Below are 23,118 nucleotides of genomic sequence, written 5' to 3' on the forward strand. Positions count from 1 at the left end.
TGCCAAAGCCGTTAAGCCGATGCCACTGGTTGCAGGTTTTTAGATAGTTCAGGATAGCGATGCAATAGCCGTGTGACGGCAACCAAACACGCATGACGCTCCATCTTGCCTGCCGAATGTGTAAAGGTGAACAGTGTGGGCATAATGAGCGCCGCAAAGGTACTGTCAGCCAACGCCACATCACGAAAGGTCTCAATCAATGCCAGTTTGGCACGACTCGCAGATATGGGTTTTAGCGTGATGTTGCTATCTGACTCAGCTGCCTCTGATGACTGTTGTGATGCTGAGTTTTTATCTGAGTAACGTTGTTGCTTGTGCTTATTACTGTCACTAGCATTGGGCTCTTGCGAACCGCCTAGACGACCAGGTGGTAGCTCAAAGAGACCACGGCGTAGCAGCATCAATAACTGATCGACTTCTGCAGGCAAGCTTGCCAAACGTCTATCTGTCTGCTCTGTTATGACTGGTTGAGCGCTGCAGTCTTTATCTCGTGCAGCATCTTTTTTATCTTTACTATCGCTACTGGTTGGCTGCCAGTTTGGAGACACGTGACGCGCCTTGTAGTGTTTCCATAGCATGGTCACGGCGGCATAGCGTACTTCACGGTCTGTGCTTTGGGTCAATCGATATAGAGACTGCACATCTTGGAAATTAGCATGACGCTGCAGCAAGGTGATACCGATTTGGCGAGCGACTCGCGCTTTGCTTTCAATCAAAGCATTCAACATGCCAGCATTCAATTGTGCTGACTGGATGTGATAACGTCGATTGGCAACGGATGGCTTGTCCAATAGCGCACGCTTTAGCAGTTGAGTGATATCCGTATAGGGAGATTCTGCCATCATCAGCCATAGGGCTGGCGTTGGTTGCCACGTCGCCATCTCATACTCACTCAGTAATAAGCCAAATGCTCGCAACTGGCTGTTACGGTGTTGCAATAAAGGAATGACGCGCTCCGCATCAAAGAATGAAGAAGGGACAATCGCATCGGGATCGACTGGTCTGTCTGTCAGTGCCATACAGATCTGTTCATGATGATGACTGAGGTAGCTGATCGCAAGCTCACTGATAGGTGCAGTAGCGTCATCTGTTGCCATATGCCACAGTGCATTGGCACCTGCAAAAGTATCGCCTTCAGACACCTCTCGTGATTGACCGCTCAGCATCTGTAAAAAGGCGGTTTCGGAAATAATCTTTAGCGGTGCACCATCGGCGATTAAGCTTTCGGCTTTAACTTGCTTGCTACCTTTACGGCCATTACCGTATAACGGTGAACCGTCATCACCGATGACCAAGTAATCTAACTTGCCGTTGACAGCACCACTGATGGCACCATTAGCCGCTTTCACAACTTTTTCGGCCTCGCCACGAGTCATGCTTTGCATCTTACCTGTGAATAAATAGCGTTGGCCAGTTAAATCTACTTCAGTAGCAGCATCGCTATTTGAGTCTTTATTATCAGTGCTATTACTGGAAGCGTTGTCAGTAGAGTCGCCTGCATTGCTGTCAAGATAAGCGACAAAGTCAGCAGGCAAGAACCCTTTGTTGATGCGTTCAATCGCAAATTCACGATAGAGTGCTTGTTCGCTATGCGCAAGATTCATAAGCCAGTCGAAACCTAAATCTATCGGCGCAAACCGACGCACATCAGACAGCCAATCCCGCACATTTTCTGCTAAGTACTCATCAAAGGCCAAGTGCTTTTGCCAGTTTTTAATAGGAGTGTCAGCAGATTTTAATTGTTCAACATATTCACTCACTTGCCAATCAGGCTCATAGGCAAGCGCATGCCAATAACTCATATCAAGCGTCGCGGCTGACAGTACATCTTCATCAAACCAGTCGGTAATGGTCGCTTGCGATAATGGGTGTAACAATAGTGTTTGCCATACTGCCGCATTTACTTGGCTCAAATCCAAACGTCTGAGCTGGTCCAACGCAAAGTCCATGCAGTAGCTATCATTGCAATCATTAGCATTGTAGTAACTGCCATTATGAGCAGAGAAGTCCTGTTGCTCTGGTATATCTAACTGCTGGGCAACGCGAATAAAGTATTCAGTCCCTAGCTCTTTGGCACTATAAAGCTCAGGCAGTTTTTTTATCGCAAATTTTACGCTGTGTGTTCTGCCGCTGGTCAATCGTTCAAAAAACCACTCAGGGGTTAAATCGCGCCTCGTAAAGTGTTTGCTAAGTTGTTTGCTCGCCGTTTGATAGTGATGCTCTGTGTCTAACAGCTGACCCCAACCGTTGACACCGATATCAGAAACAGAATCACGACTCAAGATATTGTTGATGGCAAATGCTCTAACAGGCTCATAATCTGACATGGCCAGTAACATCAGCTCAGTGAGTGATAAGTCCTGAGCGTAGCTTTTGGCATAGCCAATCGCATATTGATAGGCGGCAGGATAGTGTGAATGAAGTAGTTGCAGTACGACTTGATGCAAGCCTAATGTTTGAAATTTAGACTTTTCAAAGTGCGGTGAGTTTTCTAATAGCCAAACAATCATCTCATCACGCGCTTTGCTGTGCGCTTGTCCAGCAGATAAATATTGTAGCGTCTTACCACTCACATCACGTAATTGGGTCTTGAAATCGTACTTTAGGTTATCGGTTGCAAACTGTCTGACAGCCTCGTTTTTGGCGATAGCCAATAGCTGGATAAGTGGTTCAGGGTCTCGTTGCCACGCCTCAGAGAACGCGCGACCTTTTGCATCAAAGAGCTTGCGAGGTGAGCGACTGCTGAATCGATTGACGCCATAATCAAGACTGTTGTGGAAGCAGATGTGATTGAGCACCCAGCTGCTCGTTTGTCACGCTCTGCAAACTGTACTTCGGGGTTTTGCTCCCGAAACTGATGACTTAGAATTTTGTCCAAAAATCGCTCAAATGTCAGTTCGTGCTCGGGGATGGGCGACTCAGGAACATCATCAACTTGTGTTGCTAATAAACATAACTTATCAACCAAGCTAGGGTCTTGAGCGTGCCAAGCTTGCTGAATTTGTGCGAAGGACAGACTCATAGAAATTTGCCTTAATTTTTATTTTGTCAGCTTACAATGAATGTTTCGGTAAAATTTTGATTACTATGTAACCGCGTTTTACAAAAAACATCAAGGACTTTTGTCACAAAATAAATAGGTGGCGTCAACAGATGTCGCAAGCAAAAAGAGGGGTCAATTATGTATTGACAGTACTAACTGTTATGAGGCACACTTAACGGGTTGTGAGATTTAGCGTTTCACCGTTTACGGTGAGGGGCGACGTTGCGTCGTCCACGAGTCAAGCCATTACATTTTACCCAAGGAAGACTGTTTCAGTCCTGCTAATACCTAGATAAAGGCCCTAGTGTCATTAGCTCGCTGGCGCAATCACGCAATCGTGATTGAGCTAATGCACTAGGGCCTTTATCTAGGTGCAGTCCAGTGAGTCTTCCATGTACCAGGTCATGAGGTAGATTACACAACAATGAGTGCGACATCACTATGATGGCATTCAAGGTCTTTGAACCAAAACCGGAGTAGGGTTGTTTATTCAGCGCTACTCCGGTTTTTTATTGCCTGATTATTAGTTGATAATAAAAAAGCCCTTTGCATTAGACAAAGGGCTTTTTTAGTGCAAAAGATATATAAATGGCATGCTCTTATACTGAGCTATTTATTCCAATAATTATCAGGATATTCAGGCAGCTCAACCAATATATTGCGTAGCGCCTTTGACCACTGCCGACGAATGGTATTGAAATACTCATCATTCTCATCAATACGACGACCTTCAGGTGTCTCTAAACTGTCACTTTTATAAATGACAAAATCTATCGGCATTCCTACTGATAGGTTGGAGTGAATGGTGGAATCAAATGACAACATTAATGCACGCGCAGCATGCTGAATATCGGTGTCGTATGTGACCGACCGATCCAGAATTGGCTTGCCATATTTGCTTTCACCCAGTTGAAAAAAAGGCGTGTCTTTGGTGGCCCTAATACAATTGCCCTCGGGGTAAATCATATATAACTCGGGCGGCTGACCTTTTATTTGTCCACCCAACATAAATGAGCTGGTAAATTGACTACCGTTATCATCGTTAGCCACCGTTTTGGCATGGTTCATGACATTACGCATGCATTCGCCCACCATTTGTGCGGCATCAAACAATGTGAGTACAGTATTAAGATTGCTTTCATAGCGTTGGTCAATATCATGCTGTAACTTGGTAAATACCGCTTGTGATGTGGCCAGACTACCAGCAGTTTGTAGCACCATCACGCGTTCACCTTCAATACCATACTGATACAGCTTTCTAAACGTTGAGATATGATCGACACCTGCATTGGTGCGAGTATCACTAGCGAAAACCATACCATCTTTTAGGCGAATGGCAGCACAATAAGTCATAAAACATCCTTGGTAGTGAACATAAAAGGTATCAGGCTATGATAGTCGCGTGACCAATACTTGACTGTAAAGATTCTCATAGCCGCCGCCCATACGTACACCGCGTACAGGGGCTGTATCTAAGTAGTCTCTACCAATAGCGACGTAGACGTGAGAGCTTGGTTGAAACAGCTGATTTGATATATCAAAGGTATACCAGTAGCCATCTAACCACACTTCTGCCCACGCATGACTTGCCATGTGGTTTTCGGTATCGTCATACAGATAGCCTGATACATAGCGGGCTGGAATATGCTGATCACGACAGCAGCCTAAAAACACATGAGTATGATCTTGGCACACGCCAGCGCTCGTCGCAAAAGACTCAGCAGCTGTCGTACCTACATGGGTCACGTCCTTTACGAACGGCATTTTCATGATGAGGGCATTGGCCATCGCCTTTAGGCTGTCATGGGTGGGTTTCTTTAGATAAGGCGCTGCAAACTCACGCATCTCTTGTGAACATTTGGTCAATGGCGTTTGTACGGTAAACAGCAGATAGGGGACATAATCCATATCCTCTAAACGTTGGGTCTCTGTATCAATCTCCACGATACCTGATGCTTGCATTTGCAAATTATTATGCGCCTCATTACGGCTTAGCGTGAGCCAGTCATTACCAAAGCCATCCTTTTGATTGGTCGCCACTTTAGGGAGCATTACCTCCCATTCATGAATAATTTGATGCGGCATCTGCATTGGAGTCATACGTATATACTGGACACTGCGCTGTGCAAGCTCGCCGTAGTAGTAATTGGTTTGATGGCTGATTTGAAGTTTCATGATAGCTTCCTATGTTTCTGTTTATTTCATATGTATGGTCAATCCCATATAAATCGAATACAGTGTCAGGCTCGCTTAGTCTGCTATTGTTCGTGCCTTTACGCGCCTTTCTTGCTTTCAAACCCTATCGAATTGACTGTATCATTAGCGCTTGTCATTAGTTTGCGGCTAGACACCTTGACGCAAGATGATATTAAACTCTTTGCTAATCAGCTCAAAATCACTAAATTTCTTCGATCTAATCATCTGATTGGCCAGACGTGTCAGCTCACGCCAGCGCGTGTTCTCTGGTAGCTCATTGATCCAGTACTTAAATTCAAGACTGACCTCTATTGAGTCCTCTTCCAGTAGCACAGCCCGCTCAAGCTGCTCAAAATGACGCCCTAATTGCCAAAAACAAGTCACCGTTGGATGCTCTTGTTTCATAGCGGCGTTACATGCATGTAGCTGCAAGGTCGCTGCCCGATAGGTGCCAGCACTTGAGAGCCGCTTAATCAAGTTATATAACTCAGCAGTATCTTTGCCAATGACGCCTTTTGCCTCCTGTACATTGTCATCTATCGATTGAACGATGTTCGGTATGATATTTCGTTCCAAGTCAGACAGCATCTGCGCTTTCATGCTCTTAAACGATTCATCCGCATCCGCGTCAAAACCTAAATGGCCGATTAAGTGCTTCAGCTGTGATTTTTTGAGATCGTCTTTGACCAGTTTTTTCATGACATCATCATAGTAATACAGGCGCTCACTGTATCGCCCCAGCCATATTAGATAACTGGCAGTGGAGAGTAGTAGGATCATGGGTGCGTCATCTAGCATCTCATAGCCCGCTTCTAGAGGCTGTAGACGATCATAGTAGTTGGCGTGATCTGAGGTATTGGTCTCTGATGATAAAGGCGAGCATTTGCCAGCTTGACCATTGCAGTTTGGTTTTTTGGTCGAAGACTGCAAGTGACTGTCATCAACGACCCACGTGTCCTTGATACCGCCCCCTTGAGATGAATTGACGACTAAGGAGCCTTCAACCATGGCCACACGAGTCAAACCACCTGGCACAATATCTACCGAACCATCACCATGACTTAGGATAAAGGGACGCAAATCAATATGGCGCGGTGCGATGCCATCGCTGACAGCGGTAGGATTGGTAGATAGTGAGATAGTCGGCTGGGCAATGAAACCAGCTGGGTTTTCAAGTAGGCGCAGGCGATACTCTTCAATCTCCTTTTTGGTAGAGGTTGGACCAATGAGCATGCCGTAACCACCTGAACCTTGGGTTTCTTTTACGACCAGCTTATCCAAATTATCAAGCACGTATTTGAGCTCATCAGGCTTACGACATTGATAGGTTTCTATATTGGGTAAAATAGGCTCTTCATTTAAATAGAATTTAATCATATCTGGTACAAAGGGATATAGGCTCTTATCATCAGCCACGCCTGTACCTGGCGCATTCACGATAACGACATTACCAGCACGATAGGCGCTCATCAGCCCTGAGACACCCAATATCGAGTCAGATTGAAAGGCTAGTGGATCGATATATGGGTCATCAATGCGTCGGTAGATCACATCGACTTGCACTTTGCCACGAATACCTTGCATGTAGACTTTGCTGTCCTCAACCACCAAATCATAACCATGTACTAAGGGTACATTCATCTCGTGTGCTAAAAACGCATGTTCATAATAGGCACTATTAAATCGGCCAGGCGTCAAGATGACGATTTGTGGATCGTATTTGGACGTCGAGCTGGCAAGACAGGCTTTGAGACGATTCGGGTAATCGCTGATGCCCATAATGGGGGTGTCAGAAAACATATCAGATAAGAGTGTCTCTGATATTTTACGGCTCTCAAGCATATATGAGACACCAGACGGGGTACGCAAATTATCCTCTAGTACACAGAACTTGCCAGACTCATCACGGATCAGGTCGATACCACTGATGTGTGAGTAGATGGGTTTGTCCAGTTCAATACCCATCATCCAAGGCTCATAGCAGCCGCTAGCATAGACATAGCTGGCAGGCACAATGTCGGCCTTCATAATCGCTTGGTCATGATAGATATCGTGCAAAAAGGCATTGAGAGCGGTAATGCGCTGCTTACAACCAGCTTCTATCTGTCGCCACTCACTGGCAGCAATAATTCGGGGGATAATGTCAAACGGTATCATTCGCTCGATGTTTTTGGCATCGCTATAGACGGTAAAGGTGACGCCTTTACGATAAAAGATATTTTCGGCTTGTTCGTTGAGGTAGTTGAGGGCATCCATGTTGATGTTATCAAGCCAGTTGCCAACGGCCTTTGCCACTGGGCGATACTGACCCTTACTTATCTGTAGCTCATCGAAGCTTTGTGTTTTACTTTGTGCTTTTTTCTCAGATTTTTCTAAAGTGTCTTTTACTGTTTTTGAAGTAGGATTTTTGGTGTTGGTATTGGAGTCGGATGCTTTTATGGATTGACTCTGGGTTTGATTTTCAGAGCTTTCTTTGTTTTGGGTATTATCGGTAGACTGACTTTGAGATGCTGTTTTATTCATAAAAACCTCACGTATTCTTGGTAAAGTTATACTTTATGATGAATACACTGTCTATGCTAAGCCGCGTAGCAATGGTATTGCGCTGAACAGGTAATCTATCTCCTTTATTAACTATACAACGTATACTGATTGATATACAACAAAAGTTAAATAATAGATTTTGAGCAAATTTGACCTATTTATTCAAACAAATTTAGCTCAGTTATTGACAATATAGGAGTGGAACAGATATGAGTCTAAACGGGAGATTTTTAGCGCTGGCAAGCATAGGACTTGCTGCAGCTATTGGCATGACAGGCTGTGATAGTGAACCAATGCAAACGGCTTTACCTGCAGGCAGTACGGTGATTGCACTTGGTGACTCGCTGACCTATGGCTATGGGGCAAATACAGCATATCCTACGGTACTGGCAGAGCTAAGCAAATGGAGGGTTATCAATGCGGGTATTAATGGTGACACTTCTGCAGATGTAATGACTCGGGTGAACGAGATCACTGAGCAAAATCCTGATTTGGTATTATTGGGTGTGGGCGGCAATGATGTATTGCAGCGCATTGCACCTGATACGACGCGGGCCAATATCATCGCGACTATCGATACTTTGCAATCTAAAAATATTGATGTTGTCCTAATCGCTGAGCCGCATCTCAGTACCAGCACCTTGTTTGGCAAAGCCAGTGATAACCCACTGTATGAAGATATTGCGGAAGCTGAAGGCATACCGCTATATTCTGATGGTTGGTCGATTGTACTATCAGATGAGGCTCTAAAGTCTGATAGAATTCACGCTAATGCTGCAGGTTATAAACAGTTCGCCGAAGGACTACATGGTTATCTAAAAAAGGAATGCTGGGTACATTAAGCCGCGAATATTAACCTTGAAAACTGTAAGTAGCGAGTATGTTTTTGGCATCTAGAATACAATACGGAAAAAGCAGAGTGCCTAGTTAATAGACGCTCTGCTTTTTTATTAATGACAAATAAACAATTTTTATAGTCAGGCCTTTATAGCCCAGTCATTTTATGCATTGTCGCCCATGACGACTACCAAACCTTCATCAGCGGCTATTTTACCTTCGCAGATATCTTCATAAACCTCCAGCAAGCGATTAACCCCGTCGAGCTCCTGAATTTTTAGCCACGCATTGGTTTTTGCTGTACTGTGCATGACGTAGCGCATAGAGCGTTTATTAAATTCTTCAGGGCCCCACTCTTTCATGCATTGCTGTACATGACTGGGCGCAAAAAACTGCTGGCTACGTTCTTGAATGATACCTTCAGCATGACGTGGCTCGTCCCAGTGCGTAAGACCAACATTGCTGGTGTAGCGCATGTTATCGCCTAAGTGTCTATGTAGACGGCTAAGCACGTCAGTATTGGCTGACATATCTACGATGACTGTCGGCTTAGTTGCATCAATCTGCTCAAGCGTGTCATAGCTAAGCACACTGTCATAAGCATCGATGGAATTAACAAAATCTATATGATGGTTTGAGGTGAGGCCGATAACGTGCGGTGCGTCCTTATCATCAGTGAGGCCATATGCTAGGCCAATACTGGTTTTACTAGAGGCACTGATAATCACCACTTGCTCTGCACCAAACCAATCATTGCGCTTTAATAAATCATGTAAGCAAAATGAGGTTAAGTGCAAGACAAACAATAGCATGCGCTGATTGTCATGGGCGCGGTCATAGTTTGGTTCGTGGTTAACGCGCTGATACATATTGTAGCCAGGCGGCAGATCGGCACGATGGGCACTACCATCGAGCAAGCTGGTTTGTGTGATTCGCTTGGGGGTAATCACCAATTCGCTGGCAGGCGGAAAGTAACCAAATAGTCGTTCACCGACGGGCAGCGCATCACTATTGGACTCAACAACATCGGCAAAGCCCCAGACTGGAATAATGCCCCATTTTTCGGGTTCATCGCCATTTGGCGGGAAAAACTGCCAGTAGCGTAATTGGTCACCCATGACCGCGTAAGTAATATTGTTGGCGGTAAAGGCAAAGCGATCAACTTTGACGCGTACTTCGCCATCACCGAGGGTATGTACAGGCGTTTCTTGCAGGCGAGCTTGGGTTAGGTTTGCTTTGTTGGTCTGAAATTCTTGCATAGTCACTTCCTTGACAGTTGTTCTTGATAGTTATTATTAAATAGTTACTTTTTAGGTATTAGCAGTGGTGGCTTGACGTGCTGCCGTTATTTGCATAACTTCACCCATCAGTTTAGGCATATTAGCAGCGGCTTTTGGCCCTGCTGCTTTTAGACGCTTAAGGATGGCCAGCTCTTCAGGTGTTGTGTCTTCGCTGGCTTGTACCAGTTTAGTAAAACCATCTAAGCGATTGCCAATCATCCATTCACGTAGCTCAGGCTCTTTTGACCAGCGCATCTGGTTTTGCATTTGTGCCACTACACCAACCAACCAATCTGTATCATGGTTTGGTATAGGTACCACGCGGCATAACTCATTTTTTATCGTCTCGTCATCATAGTTGGCCTCGACATGAGCGGTAAACGCGGCACTAAATATGGGCTGATAGGTGCGCACCGTTTGAATGACCACCGTATTGCCTTTGAACACGTCATACGTCTCGGTCACTGGAACCGCGCGTGCAGAACAGTCGATATGCATGGTATTGGTGGTAGTAGCAACACTGTCATCACCAAAATAGATTCTATCAGTATCTAGACGAGTCACACGGCCTTTGCGTACAATGTTTTTAACACGGCGTAACTGTGTCAGCTCCTCACTACTAATGGTGGCACCATGGAACATTTGCGGGCGCACATTTGGATCAAGACGCATTAATACGCCACCTTTTTCTAAACGATCAAACAGGTCTTCGATGTTTTCAGCATCAGCAATCGCTTCTGCCTGAGTGGCTTGCGCACCCATGGTATGAACGAAAAAATCACGAGAAGGCTGGGTATTTTTACGATCGATAAACCAAGCATCTCTGGGCATAATCCAAGTTATATCGTCTGGATCAATATGGTTCTCTAGTAGCCATAATACCGCATCGATACTTGTTTTACCGCCACCAATGATGACGTAACCATCACGAGGTTTGGTTAGACTTGGTAGGTTATTTAATGGTTCAAACTTAACGCCTTCAGCAATCTCAAAATTTGGAGTATGGGTAGCGGGCACCGAGGTTTTGAAATAAGTACCGTCAATGATTTTTTTATTGACCTTGACCTCATAGCTGGTATCAGACAGTAACGATGAAAACTTACCGTCGCCTTTGTACTCACACATTGGGAAATACTTCACACGGCCGCTTGGTAAAAACGTGTGCTTCATGACTCTATCAAAGTAGGCCATGATTTCTGCCCCTGATGCCAGCTCAGACAAGCCTTTGTTTAAGCCAATCTCGTCAACCATACCGCCGCAAAGCTCACGCGAGCTGACACCATAAAAAGATGACGGTTGATGTAAGGTAACGAATGAATAGGCATCGTTCCAATGACCGCCTGGCTTATGATGTCTATCGACGATAATAATATTGGCATCGGTCTCTGTGAGTAGTACGTCGGCAAAAGCCATGCCCACCGCGCCACTACCAATGATTAGATAATCTGTTTCTAGGTGTTGAGTATTCATAGCATCCTTACTCTTAAGTTGAATTTATCCATATAAATCTTATATAACTGTTTGTACATAACAGTGTTATATACTAAAATAACACTGTTATAATTGTCAAGACCTAGTGAGAATCTAATGGATGCCAGAACCAAAATATTAAATGCTGCATCAGCGCTTTTCTTAGAAGGAGGCGGGGATGCCTTAAGCGTGCGTGGTATCTCTAAACGCGCAGGTCTGTCTACAATCGGTATATACAGCCATTTTCAAGGCAAGCAGGGCATACTAGATGCGCTGTACATAGAAGGGTTTAACCTAGTCCGTGAAGCCATGGATGTGATTCCAGAGGGTAAAGCATGTAAAGAGCAAGTATTAGAAGCGTGCTTGGGTTATCTCAATGTGGGCGAGCAACACGAGGCACACTATCGGCTGATTTTTGGGGAATCTGATGCAGGATATCAGCCCTCTGAAGAAGCCATTGCAGCCAGAGACAGTGCATTTTCAAAACTGGTACGGGTGGCGGGTTCGTATCTACCAGATGGTGCTACTATTGAGGAGCGCAGGCAAATAGCGCTAGATATCTGGGCCATCGTACATGGGTACGTCAGTATCAGTCACCACATGGTTTTTACCGATGATATAAATTTGGACTGGAAATCAATGGCGCTACGAGTGGTAGAAGTACAGTTGGATGCCATTGACATAACTAAAGCTAAGCATTAGTAAAGCACTCCTAAACGAGCCGATAAATCAGCAGTATGGAGGTGAAAATCAATATCAAACAGCGATCCTAGATCCGTAAGTATTGATTATAGCTATGTAGATAGCGTTTCGATGAGCCACCATTCTGCTTAAAAAGTTAATTAACAAACATAAGTCTTTTATCTTGTAAAGTGCATTGCTTTAGGTTATTTTTTACTATTGATTGCAGTTCTTTAACCAAGGAGAAGCAGTTTGGATACTAACTTATCACCGCTTAAGATTTCAGTGGTTGCGGCGCTGACACTGCTTACAGGCTCGCAAGTATTTGCAGAGGCCAAGTACGGTGATTATGGGACAGAAACGGCGCTGACGCTTGCCCGTGACTATGCAGGTCGTTATACAGGTTCCGATAAAGAAGTCCAAGCTGCTGATTATATGCAGCAGCGTATGACAATCGATGGCAGTAACAACCAAGTCAATCGTCAAACTTTTGATTTCGTAGCGCCTCGTGGTTTATTCAGAGGTCAAACGTTAACGAGTAATAACGTTGTCGTAACCCAAAAAGGCAGTGCTGACAGCAACAGAACGCTATTTGTCGGCGCACATTATGATTCTGCCGTCGCCTATCCAAATTACGAAAACCTAGAGGCACTGGACGATAATGCTTCTGGGTCTGGCGTCTTAACTGAGTTGACAAAAAACCTGACTGGCATTGAGACAGAGCATGATATCCAGTTTGTGGCATTTGGTGCAGAGGAGGGCGGTCTCAATGGTTCAAAGGCATTTGTTGATCAGCTAACGGACGCAGAAAAATCAACAGCACTGGGTATGATTAACCTAGACAGTCTGATTACAGGCGACAAAATGTACGCCAACGCAGGGCGAAACGCTTATGACAGTGATGGCAATGAAGTGGCTGCCAATGTGAGTTTGCGTGAAAACGCACTGCGTATTGCTAAAGAGCTTGGTGTTACACTAGAAGTTAATCCGGCTATTATTGCACCGGGTAATACAGAGTCATACGAGCCTTATGGCGTTGGCTGCTGTAGCGATCAAGAATCTTTTGATAGCGTGATGCCTGTAGTTGGATTTGAGGCTACTAACTGGGGCCTTGGGCCTGATTATGATGGTTACACACAAACTGAAAACCCGGATATTCCAGGTGGCTATACATGGCATAACCCTGCATTAGATAACGAAGAAGTGCTTACTGCGGCCTTTGGTGAAGAACGCATAGCGCAAAGAATGCGTGACTACTCTCGTATCATCAGTAGATTGATTATTGAACAAACCAATGCTGATATCATCGCATCAACCAAAAGCGCTATTAATCTGCAAAATACGACGGGTGCTGCGTTAAAAATTAATGCTACCGACTCACACTCAGCGGTGCTAGAACGCGCCAATGCTTTGGCATTGCATACTCTCGATGATGCGGATCCTTTGGATTCTGAGTCGCGTACTCAGGTTTGGGTAGATGGCTCCCAAAGCTACGTGGATGCTGATGAGGTGCAAGAGGGCACTCGCGCCAATATTGGTCTGTATGGCGAATATACTGTACTGCCGAGCTGGCGTGTTGGCGCAGGTGTGCAAGCGGCCAATCAAAACAATAACACCGTAGAAAATGGTATTAAAAAAGATACGAGTTATGGTGTTCAGGCCTACTCTTTACTGGGCGGAAAAGACACGGCTTGGTGGAACACCACATCTCTGAGCTTATCTAAACATGACTTGGACGTTAATAGAACGGTAAAACTGGATGGTAATGACGGCATCAATATTATCAACAATAGCGAACGCGGTGATGCCAATGCCGATGTGTTCAGCGCATACAATGAGCTTGGCTATAATTTTCTTATCAAGAAAAACGTCGCGCATGGTGTCTTTTTGGGTCTGAGTTACAGTGATACAGATATAGATGGATATACTAGTGGCAATGCCAATTCTCGCACTGCACTAAAGGTTGATAGCACCTCTAGCGAGGCATGGAATTCAGAGCTTGGTTACCAGTTACAATATGGCTTTGATTTGATGGGCACGCCTGCCAAACTTCAAGGAAAAATCGCTTACGTGCATGTTATCGACGATGGTTTAACAGACAGTTTATCGACAACGTCTTTAGCTGATGGTCAAACAAGAGAGGTTAGCATCACCCAAACAGATAAAGATGACGACTATGGACGTTTTGAGTTGAGTGTGAGTAATAAGGTTCATAAAAACGTTTATGCGTATCTGAATGGCGACACCACCTTTGCACGTGACGATAAAGACAGCTCAGTACAACTAGGCTTGCAATATCAATTTTAAATCTCAATGTGTGAATGTCAGACTGCGCTGCTCAATAATTCATTTATGAGCAGCGTTTTTTGCTTATGCATGTCAATATATTAATTATAAGTGCGTATTACTGATTACCGTTACAGTACTCAGATTCAGTAATACCAATGTGTGCGAAATATTAAAAGAATAGGGATGGCGTATATGTTTAGCATCATAAGAGACTGGCGTGAGCAGCGCATACTAGACAATAGTGAATTTACTCATGCCGATTGGATGGAGGCAGCTAAACGTATCGTGATACTCGACAGATTAAGTGTTGACGAGATGACGCATTTATGCGAGCTCGCGACGTTGTTTTTGGCTGATAAATCCATCACTGGTGCACAAGGTTTTGAGATTACCAATGCTGTCAGACAGTCGATTGCGTTGCAAGCGTGCCTACCAATATTAAACCTAAGTCTCGATTGGTATGCTGGCTGGTCATCCATCATAATTTATCCTGGCTCGTACAAAAGTGACAGCACCACGGTAGATGAGTTTGGTATCGTCCACGAAGGCACTCAGCACCGTAGCGGGGAAGCGTGGCTACGTGGTCCTGTCATTCTCTCATGGAAGGACGCCAAGCATTCAGGCGAACGTGACGGACACAACGTTGTCATTCATGAGTTTGTACATAAACTCGATATGATGAATGGCCGTGCTAATGGCTTTCCACCGATGCAGCCTGATATGGATCCTGCAAACTGGACACAGATTATGAGCCGCGATTTTGAAGACTTTCAGACACATCGCAAGTTAGGGCTAGATCGTTATGGTTCGACCAATCCTGCGGAATTTTTTGCGGTTCTGAGTGAAGTGTTTTTTGAAACGCCACAGAAGCTCATCGATGCTTATCCGGATATTTATGAGATTATGGTGAAATTCTTTCGTCAGACGCCGTTATGAGTGATATTTATAGAGGTTGTGACAGTAAACTGTATTCAAAACAGCATATTGGAATTGGGGAAGCTGAGATGATTAACGCTATAAAGGACGATATGGCAAAAGTAGAGATCTATGAAAGTGCTGATGGAAAGGCGCAGGTAGATGTACGTTTTGAGCAAGAGACCGTCTGGTTGTCACAAGCACAAATGACCGAGTTATTTGGTCGTGACCAATCAGTGGTTTCTCGTCATATCGCCAATGCCATAAGAGATGAAGAAATCGATGAAAAAAGCAATATGCAAAAAATGCATATTGCAAATTCAGACCGTCCGGTGACTTTTTATGACCTAGATGTAGTTATATCAGTCGGTTATCGCATAAAATCTCCTCAGGGTGTGCAATTTAGGCGTTGGGCAACGCAGCGCTTGCGTGAATACTTGGTACAAGGTTATACGCTCAATCAACAGCGCTTCGATAAAAACTCTACTGAATTGCAACAAGCGCTAAAACTAATCAAAAAAACCGCACAAAGCCCCGAGCTTAAAAGCGACGAAGGACGCGGACTGGTTGAGATTATAAGCCGCTATACGCAGACGTTTTTATGGTTGCAGCGCTATGATGAAGGTCTACTGGATAGTCCTACAGGGCAAGATGGTGGTATCTTACCCAGTACGACTGAGGCGATGGCAGCGTTAACTGATTTGAAAGCGCAGCTGATAGATAGGGGTGAGGCGACTGAATTATTTGCCAAGCCTCGTGGTGATGGTTTGGATAGTGTATTGGGTAATTTACAACAAACGGTCTTTGGTGAGCCTGCGTACCCAACTATCGAGAGTAAAGCGGCACATCTACTGTATTTTATGGTAAAAAATCATCCTTTTACTGATGGTAATAAACGCAGTGGCGCTTTTTTGTTCGTGGATTTTTTGCATCGTAATCACCGACTGCTGAATGATAAAGGTGACATGGTCATCAATAATACTGGGCTTGCGGCATTAACCTTATTGGTCGCTGAATCTGACCCTAATCAAAAAGAGACTCTGATCAAACTGATTATGAATATGTTGTCTTTAGAAGGCTAATAAACAAGCTTGTCACCAAAAATCAAGTAATATAAGTTGGGATATATATCTTAATATTTGAATATATGGCATTTATAATCAGATAGATTAGGCTGCCATTTTAAACGCGCTCTATAAAAGAGATCAGTCAATCATTTTTATCGGCCCTAAACAGTCCATTGGTCATTAATGATCGCCACCAGATAACGCTTGCCTTTATACTCATCAAATACCAAGCGTAGAGCGCGCCAGTCCATTCCAGCATATTTTTCTGTACCTTTATGATAGAACTCTACAACATCTGATTTTTGATATATGTTGTCTATGTTATTAATCATATTGCCATGAGACTTAAGGCCATTGCTGCTAGGCGTAACACTATTAAACTTGTTGGCAGTAACCCAAGTATCTAAATATGTTGGTAGCGGCGTGATTAATAGATCGCCAGTACCGTCTTTTTCGCCCCAAGTGAAGCGAATTTTGGACTGCTGTAGATATTGCGCATACTGTTCACGACTAAAGACTTTGTCAGTCTCTGGACGCACATAAGCGTACATCGAAAACCGAACGCCGCGTGTTGGATGAATATCATCAATGATAGCAGCATAGTTTTGATTCGCTAATGCTTGCTGAATATGTGTGGCTTGCTGTATCAGTGTCTGTTGGTTGTTTTCCATTGTAGCGTGGCTTTCAGATGAATGACCGCTGTTATGAATATCAGATGTTGTCGCCAAAGATTGGCAACCAGTGATAAATAATACTGGCGCTAAAATCCCAATAGTGGACAGTTTTGAAAAAGATGCTCTTGTCATAAAAATATCCTTAAATATGTGATCAGGTATGATTAGACGTTAGCATAAAAATACTGGAACAAGTTAGTAAAGATAATTTTAATGTTGTTCAGGATATTTATTCAAAACCACCTCAAACCGTTGGTTTGTTTTCGCATAATGTATATTATGTTAAATAGGCTCTATTGAGCATTAGGTTTATGGCGTATCAACTATAGAATTACAGCAATCATGTACTTCTCATCATATTTTTAACCATCGAATTCTTATCCAGTTTCCCAGCTCTCACCGACCAACGTCATCCTGTTTAGTTATTCAGAAATATCTTTGACTGTCGCTCGCGAGTATTGAGGATTATTTTCAAAAGTCTTTTATATATGTATTGTTGGAACGGCCACTTTTATCTTTTATCAAACATTTAAATTCCAAAAGTTTTATACAACCAGGCATAGAGATTCTAAACCTCTCTACAGTATCGACCATCTATTTATATCTGAACATACAGTTAGCTTTTTATTCTTCATGATCATGACTGCTAACTCATTTATTGATTAGATGTATTCGCTGACTAAATTCCTAGTATAGACACCTTAATAACCTATTAACGGTATCTATCATTTATTAATCTGGATATGTGCTGATATCACCAATCTAAGTTTAATTGCAAAAATTGCACTAAACGGCATAACTCCCTCGAATGCTCTTAGTTTTATATCGCTCTTGAGTATTATCCATCCAAGCCATCGTACCCATCCTTTTTCATATTTCAATTAAAAGCCGGATTGGAGTATTGGTTAGCACTGATTTGAAAACCCCTTATGTTTCTAGAAATCTTATCTATCACGGCAATAATTGCTCTTTACTTCTTATCGTTAAGCAAATTTTAAGACTAATAAATGATTCATTGATAATTTTTAATGTACTTCTCTTTTTGTTATGTATTTTATATATTACCCACAAAATTTACATCTTCCAAATTTGCACAGAACAGTACTACGACCCTGATTTAGATATTCTGTGCGAGTACAGGAGCATGTGTTTTATAGAAAACCCTCTCAACTGCTTACCAAATCGACTGTCTACACCAAAATGGCGTTTAATTATCTATCAAAATAACTAGCAAAAATGGTGTGTAGGCCAACAGTGACATGACCTACTCCTTATTTTGGCCATTATGCTATAATCATCCCCAAGTGAACCTTGGGGATAATTAAGTATGAATAACCATTACTTAAAAGGTTTTATAGGTTATATTTTCAAATACTAGTGTCCATGCCAGTGTCCAATAGTTCTTTATGCTTATAGATAGGACGCTTTTCATAAGTTATAAATCCTAAACCTATCATTCGCCTTACTTATTATATTTATGGATACACATCATGGCTGTCGACAATGCAAATGACATCAACAAACTTGAATGCCGAGATAAAGACTATTCGGTTAGCATCTCAGGTGTGGCAGGTTTGAGTCTTCGTATTTATCCAAATGGTAAAAAGGAATACTACCTGCGATATTCTCATCCGCACATCGATGGTAAGCGACCTAGGATGATGTTGGGTAAAGTTGAAGACATCAGTTTGTATGAAGTTAAGTATAAAGCAGAGACTATACTTAATACGGTAGCAAAAGGCTCTGACCCCAAAGCTATCCATCAAAAAGAGCAAACTAATAAATATGCTCATCTAAAAAATGCACCATTTTCTGAGATTGCAAAAGCGTGGCGAGATCACAAAACATCAGGTCGCCAACAAGGCAAATCTAAAAAACTGTCATTTAGTGAGTCGACTCTTAAGTTTTGGGATCTATGTCTCGGATATATGTGTCGCGAAATTGGCGACTTAAGAATGAACGATATCACTAGCGAGATGATATTAAGCGTGTGTGAGTCGATTCAAAACAATGACAACCAAGCGACTTTCGTTGGTGCAAGCACTCGGCTATATACTGAAAAGGTGTTTTCATTCGCTGTCGCACGAGGACTGTGTGATAGAAATGTGGCGATTGATACACGTGGTGAGCTTGCACCTGCCAACTCAGGCAATCATTTGCCAGCTATTACCAAGCCAGATCAATTTGCGACTCTCTTAAAGGATATGTCTGATTTTAGAGGTGCAAGTAAGATCACATTAGAGGCGATGAACTTATTACCTTATGTGTTTGTACGTAGTATCGATTTACGGTCTATGCGTTGGAGTGATATAGATTGGGATAATAATTTGTGGTCATTCTCCCCCATTAAAGGTGAAGGTCGTGATGATATGGTCTCGCATTTAGTCGTACCATTGGCGACACAAGTGATTGCACGTCTAAGAAACATGCAGTCCATCACAGGCCATAAAGAATATGTATTTGCTTCGATGCGCGGTTCAGGCAATGCTTATATTAGTAAAGCCACGTTGGTGCAGATATTTCATCGGCTGGGATACAAAGATGTGCAATGTGCGCATGGATTTCGGGCATCGGCTAAAACATTGCTGATGGAACAGCCTGAGTTACGCTATTCGGATATCGTCACAGAATTGCAGCTGGGTCATAGAATTAAAGACACGCATGGTGGTGCTTACAATAGACTCGATGAGATAGATATCAGAGTAGATATGATGCAGGATTGGGCAAATTATATAGATGAGCTCCGAAATAACTCTAAAAAGTAATGATGTCGTTTCTACGACGTGTAGATAGCCATATTACTGACAATCAAAACATAAAAAACCCTTCACGCTAAATTTTCATAGCGTGAAGGGTTTTTATACGTTCTGTTTTTAGTAATCGACGGTATAGCTTAAACCATAAGTGGTGCCTGCTGCTGGTAAGCGGTTCAGGTCTCCGTAAGTGGTTTGATGGTAAACCGTTAAATAGTCTTTATTAAGTAGGTTATAAATACCATAACCTACTCGGCCTACTGGCATTTCTACTTGTCCCAACACATCCAATGTCATGTAACCCGTAACTGGCAATGCACTAGAATCAGGGTCTTTTTGTTGATCTTTAGAAGCTCTGTCATCACCGCCAACGGCCAATGCTTGCAGACGTATATTACTGCCTTCATCAAAGTTATACTGAGCAAATGCGGTGCCTTTTAACGGTGTTAGGCGCACAGCATCTAGCTCTAACCAATCGCCATTATAATCATATTGACCACGGGTATATGCCACACTACCACCTACTTGCCACTGATCGCTAAGGTCATGAGTCAGTGAACCTTCTACGCCATAAACACGCTCATCAGTATCTACAACCTCGACAGTATAGCTGTCTGTAAAGCGTACTACTTTATCTGATTCGTTATAAAAACCGCTCAAGCGTGCTGCTGTATCACCGTGTTTGCCCTGCCAACCAAACTCATAGTTATTGGTTGCAATCGGTTGAACATTGTCTGAATTAACCACGAAGCCGGCACGCACATCTCGCAGCGCTCGCTGTATATCTGCGGTATCAAGACCTTGTGAAAAATTGGCAAACAATTGATCTTTCGGTGTTATCTGATAGCTGGTACCAAGATTAAAGAGTACTTTGTCATGGTCGGTACTGCCTGCTTCTACCGTTCCTGCTTCATAATTATTTGTAGGATCGTTAGCGTAATACTCTTCCATCATTTGTTCGTAGACCGGTACAAAGGCATCAGTATCCGATGACAGCTTTTGATAACGCACGCCAGCACTGGTATGCCACTTATCGGTCAAATCCACATCTGCATTGACAAAAGCACCCAGTTTATCAATGGTGGTATCTGGTCCAGCATTATAGGTGAGACCGTTTGTTTTAGCCGTTAAGCCATTGCTAACATAAAATGCCGTAAAGTCTTGTCCATCGTAGGTTTGCTCGCTGTTTTCACGTTCAAAATCAGCGCCGTAGCTAAATAATGTCTTTTTACCAGCAAGTTCAGTTTCTGTTTGCATAGCGGCACGCAGACCCATGACATCAATTTCCGCTTCTGACTGAGTGATAAAATATGGATTACCATTTGCATAATAAACATAATCATCTTGCTCTGTTACAGCTTTAACGGAAGGGTAAAAACGACCTTTTTCGTTTCTGTAGTAACCAGTCAAGCTTAAGCTAGAACCTGAGCCTACAAAATCATCATCACTATAATTTAAATTTACCGAGCTTTTTTCGGTATAAGGCTGGTTTTCTACGTTGGCGCCATCAATGGCTACTAAAGATGGGCTGGCACCATATAACACGGCTAAACCATCACCGTAGTCTGGGCCGTAGTCAGTATCTTGCTTATCTTTATAATAAGTCGCTGCGAGATCAAGACGTTGGGTGTCCGTTAGCTCTATACCTAAGCTACCATTCACACTTAGTGATTCGGTATCTTGTTGATCCGTTTGGTTGACATCAGGGCTAACTCGGTCGCCTTTGCTATCAAACTTACCACCTTTGGTCTCATAATCAACATCTAAGCGCCCATAAACCCGCTCACCGCCATATCCTAAAGATTGCCCTACATTATAGCCAAATGAATCTGAATCAAAGTCACGACTGCTACTAACGCCCACTCTGGTTTGTCTAATAGGGCCATAACCCACCAGAGATTTAGTCACAAGGTTAATCAGACCACCTGACGCGCCAGCACCATAGATACTGGTGGCACCCGAAAGCACCTCTACCCGCTCAAGCTGTGACGTATCAATACTGTTAAGCTCACGTGAAAGACTGCGTGAACCGCTTAACGGTACACCATTTAGCAAAAACTGTACTGGACGGCCATGCATGGTGGTGCCATAGTTGCTGGTCGAACCACTACTGGTACCCAAGCTCGGAATCAGCTGTGCCAATACGTCACCAGTGGTACGGTTGCCCGTCGCCTGCATCTGAATCTCGCTTTCAGTAATCACTTGCGTGACGGCTGGCATCTCACTAATCTTCTGAGCCAGTGCAGTACCTGTTCTGGCACTAGCAGTGACTTTAATGGTATCTAAAGTCACATTAGGCGTCTCAGTTGATGCCGCACTCGACGCCAGCTCTGCTGAATTCTCTTCGGCCACAGATGCCGTATTATCATTGGTTTGTGCATATAACTGCTGGCTAATACAGAGGGTAAGAACGGATAGAGCAACTTGATGATGGCTTTTCATATTTACTTCACTTAGTTGGGTCGTCAAATAGTGGTATCAGTTATATTTAGCTAATAATACTGTGTGTACTAACTTTGTGAATAGCATTGTAAATGATAATTGTTTTTATTTCCAGATGAATTTTTACCTTGTTGTAAGTAGTAATATATGCCAATTTTAGGTGCGACTGAGTCGTTCTATAATTAATAACTTCACTGGCTTTCAAATAACTTATCCAGCCGATTATTACGGTAAGCCTCAAAAAATATCTGAAACTTCACCTCATCTTCTTTGTGCTTTTTTTGACAATCTGGTAATAGCTGCTGCGCTACATCAACAGGCAATATAAACACACCATCATTATCCATCATAGCGATATCGCCTGAACGGATAATCGTTGTCTGCTCACCAAAGCGATAGGCAATATCGGATGCTAGCGTGCCTTGTATGTGGTCGCTTTTAAAGGTGGTCACAGCACTGACGCCTTTTGCAAATACAGGGAAGTCCAGCTGCTGAATTTGTACTGAGTCAGTCGCCTGTCCAATAATAATTACCGCTGATAGCTTCTCGTAGATAGCCGCGCAAGTTCGCAGTGCTCCCCAACATGCTTTAATGCCTAATACTTGAGCATCAATACATAACACATCATTAGGCGCTGCTTGAATCAATGCCTGATTAATCACCTCCGTGTTGTCAGAGGTTAGTTGGACTGTTAACACTCGGCCTACTATGGTAGCCGTGCAGGGATTGAGTGGCTTAATATCTGGTAAATACCCTACTCCCGTTAGATGACCAATGGTTGAAGTGCCTATCTCTTTATAAGCATCCATAAGATCATTAATGTCGATGTCATTCATTATATTCTCACTATCGCACTTTTTAGCTTTTGCTTGTTTCTTGATAACTTTTGTCGCATCACTAAGTAGCTATTGGTTAAAAGGGTTAATT

14 protein-coding genes and 1 pseudogene are annotated in these 23,118 nt (G+C 43.3%); 6 read left to right on the forward strand and 9 right to left on the reverse strand.

Features of this window, described 5'->3' with window-relative positions; translation table 11 throughout:
• Nucleotides 1–11: 11 nt before the first annotated feature.
• From ACZW67_RS03405 to ACZW67_RS03420, 4 genes and pseudogenes are all read right to left on the reverse strand, one after another.
• The gene (locus ACZW67_RS03405) at nucleotides 12–2,798 is read right to left on the reverse strand and encodes a BRCT domain-containing protein (RefSeq protein WP_465182155.1); all 2,787 of its coding nucleotides are present in this window, start codon (nucleotides 2,796–2,798) and stop codon (nucleotides 12–14) included.
• Nucleotides 2,799–3,652: 854 nt separating this feature from the next.
• Nucleotides 3,653–4,396 (reverse strand): proteasome-type protease, encoded by a 744-nt coding sequence (locus ACZW67_RS03410; RefSeq protein WP_110923480.1) that lies wholly within the window; start codon nucleotides 4,394–4,396, stop codon nucleotides 3,653–3,655.
• 36 nt (nucleotides 4,397–4,432) lie between these two features.
• Nucleotides 4,433–5,218, reverse strand: coding sequence for a transglutaminase family protein (locus tag ACZW67_RS03415; protein ID WP_465182156.1), 786 nt, complete (start codon nucleotides 5,216–5,218; stop codon nucleotides 4,433–4,435).
• Nucleotides 5,219–6,169: 951 nt separating this feature from the next.
• Nucleotides 6,170–7,762 (reverse strand): annotated as a pseudogene (locus ACZW67_RS03420) (circularly permuted type 2 ATP-grasp protein); the annotation flags it as partial.
• A 230-nt stretch (nucleotides 7,763–7,992) separates the two neighbouring features.
• Between ACZW67_RS03420 and ACZW67_RS03425 the strand changes: the two are divergent.
• Nucleotides 7,993–8,625 carry a GDSL-type esterase/lipase family protein gene (locus tag ACZW67_RS03425; protein ID WP_465182157.1) on the forward strand — a complete coding sequence of 211 codons (633 nt, stop codon included), beginning with the start codon at nucleotides 7,993–7,995 and terminating at the stop codon, nucleotides 8,623–8,625.
• A 159-nt stretch (nucleotides 8,626–8,784) separates the two neighbouring features.
• Here the strand turns inward: ACZW67_RS03425 and ACZW67_RS03430 are convergent, their stop codons facing one another.
• Nucleotides 8,785–9,879: a DUF2855 family protein gene (locus ACZW67_RS03430; protein WP_465182158.1), complete on the reverse strand. Its 1,095-nt coding sequence runs from the start codon at nucleotides 9,877–9,879 to the stop codon at nucleotides 8,785–8,787.
• A gap of 51 nt (nucleotides 9,880–9,930) precedes the next feature.
• Nucleotides 9,931–11,370, reverse strand: coding sequence for an NAD(P)-binding protein (locus ACZW67_RS03435; protein WP_465182159.1), 1,440 nt, complete (start codon nucleotides 11,368–11,370; stop codon nucleotides 9,931–9,933).
• 117 nt (nucleotides 11,371–11,487) lie between these two features.
• On the opposite strand from ACZW67_RS03435, the gene ACZW67_RS03440 reads away from it, so the two are divergent.
• The 4 genes from ACZW67_RS03440 (at nucleotide 11,488) to rhuM (ending at nucleotide 16,337) form a co-directional block, all read left to right on the forward strand.
• Nucleotides 11,488–12,072, forward strand: a complete 585-nt coding sequence (locus ACZW67_RS03440) for a TetR/AcrR family transcriptional regulator (RefSeq protein WP_465182160.1) — start codon at nucleotides 11,488–11,490, stop codon at nucleotides 12,070–12,072.
• Between the two features lie 231 nt (nucleotides 12,073–12,303).
• A complete protein-coding gene (locus tag ACZW67_RS03445; RefSeq protein ID WP_465182161.1) occupies nucleotides 12,304–14,358 on the forward strand; it encodes an autotransporter domain-containing protein in 2,055 nt (684 codons plus the stop codon).
• 174 nt (nucleotides 14,359–14,532) lie between these two features.
• Nucleotides 14,533–15,276, forward strand: a complete 744-nt coding sequence (locus tag ACZW67_RS03450) for a M90 family metallopeptidase (protein WP_465182162.1) — start codon at nucleotides 14,533–14,535, stop codon at nucleotides 15,274–15,276.
• Between the two features lie 68 nt (nucleotides 15,277–15,344).
• On the forward strand, nucleotides 15,345–16,337 hold the full coding sequence (gene rhuM / locus ACZW67_RS03455; RefSeq protein ID WP_465182163.1) for a RhuM family protein: 993 nt from the start codon (nucleotides 15,345–15,347) through the stop codon (nucleotides 16,335–16,337).
• Between the two features lie 146 nt (nucleotides 16,338–16,483).
• Here the strand turns inward: rhuM and ACZW67_RS03460 are convergent, their stop codons facing one another.
• Nucleotides 16,484–17,128 (reverse strand): hypothetical protein, encoded by a 645-nt coding sequence (locus ACZW67_RS03460; protein WP_465182164.1) that lies wholly within the window; start codon nucleotides 17,126–17,128, stop codon nucleotides 16,484–16,486.
• Nucleotides 17,129–18,486: 1,358 nt separating this feature from the next.
• On the opposite strand from ACZW67_RS03460, the gene ACZW67_RS03465 reads away from it, so the two are divergent.
• The gene (locus ACZW67_RS03465; protein WP_465182165.1) at nucleotides 18,487–19,761 is read left to right on the forward strand and encodes a tyrosine-type recombinase/integrase; all 1,275 of its coding nucleotides are present in this window, start codon (nucleotides 18,487–18,489) and stop codon (nucleotides 19,759–19,761) included.
• 108 nt (nucleotides 19,762–19,869) lie between these two features.
• On the opposite strand, the gene ACZW67_RS03470 is transcribed toward ACZW67_RS03465, so the two are convergent.
• Both ACZW67_RS03470 and ACZW67_RS03475 read right to left on the reverse strand, forming a co-directional pair.
• Nucleotides 19,870–22,191, reverse strand: coding sequence for a TonB-dependent receptor (locus ACZW67_RS03470; protein ID WP_465182166.1), 2,322 nt, complete (start codon nucleotides 22,189–22,191; stop codon nucleotides 19,870–19,872).
• A 191-nt stretch (nucleotides 22,192–22,382) separates the two neighbouring features.
• The gene (locus tag ACZW67_RS03475; RefSeq protein WP_465182167.1) at nucleotides 22,383–23,027 is read right to left on the reverse strand and encodes an RraA family protein; all 645 of its coding nucleotides are present in this window, start codon (nucleotides 23,025–23,027) and stop codon (nucleotides 22,383–22,385) included.
• Nucleotides 23,028–23,118 lie beyond the last annotated feature (91 nt).

The sequence above is a fragment of the Psychrobacter sp. TPE 89C genome, from assembly GCF_055522395.1.

Coding starts and splice junctions, on each gene's coding strand:
- rhuM (WP_465182163.1), top strand. CDS start 15,345: ATGATTAACGCTATAAAGGACGATATGGCAAAAGTAGAGATCTATGAA.
- ACZW67_RS03470 (WP_465182166.1), bottom strand. CDS start 22,191: ATGAAAAGCCATCATCAAGTTGCTCTATCCGTTCTTACCCTCTGTATT.
- ACZW67_RS03435 (WP_465182159.1), bottom strand. CDS start 11,370: ATGAATACTCAACACCTAGAAACAGATTATCTAATCATTGGTAGTGGC.
- ACZW67_RS03410 (WP_110923480.1), bottom strand. CDS start 4,396: ATGACTTATTGTGCTGCCATTCGCCTAAAAGATGGTATGGTTTTCGCT.
- ACZW67_RS03450 (WP_465182162.1), top strand. CDS start 14,533: ATGTTTAGCATCATAAGAGACTGGCGTGAGCAGCGCATACTAGACAAT.
- ACZW67_RS03430 (WP_465182158.1), bottom strand. CDS start 9,879: ATGCAAGAATTTCAGACCAACAAAGCAAACCTAACCCAAGCTCGCCTG.
- ACZW67_RS03440 (WP_465182160.1), top strand. CDS start 11,488: ATGGATGCCAGAACCAAAATATTAAATGCTGCATCAGCGCTTTTCTTA.
- ACZW67_RS03460 (WP_465182164.1), bottom strand. CDS start 17,128: ATGACAAGAGCATCTTTTTCAAAACTGTCCACTATTGGGATTTTAGCG.
- ACZW67_RS03415 (WP_465182156.1), bottom strand. CDS start 5,218: ATGAAACTTCAAATCAGCCATCAAACCAATTACTACTACGGCGAGCTT.
- ACZW67_RS03425 (WP_465182157.1), top strand. CDS start 7,993: ATGAGTCTAAACGGGAGATTTTTAGCGCTGGCAAGCATAGGACTTGCT.
- ACZW67_RS03465 (WP_465182165.1), top strand. CDS start 18,487: ATGGCTGTCGACAATGCAAATGACATCAACAAACTTGAATGCCGAGAT.
- ACZW67_RS03475 (WP_465182167.1), bottom strand. CDS start 23,027: ATGAATGACATCGACATTAATGATCTTATGGATGCTTATAAAGAGATA.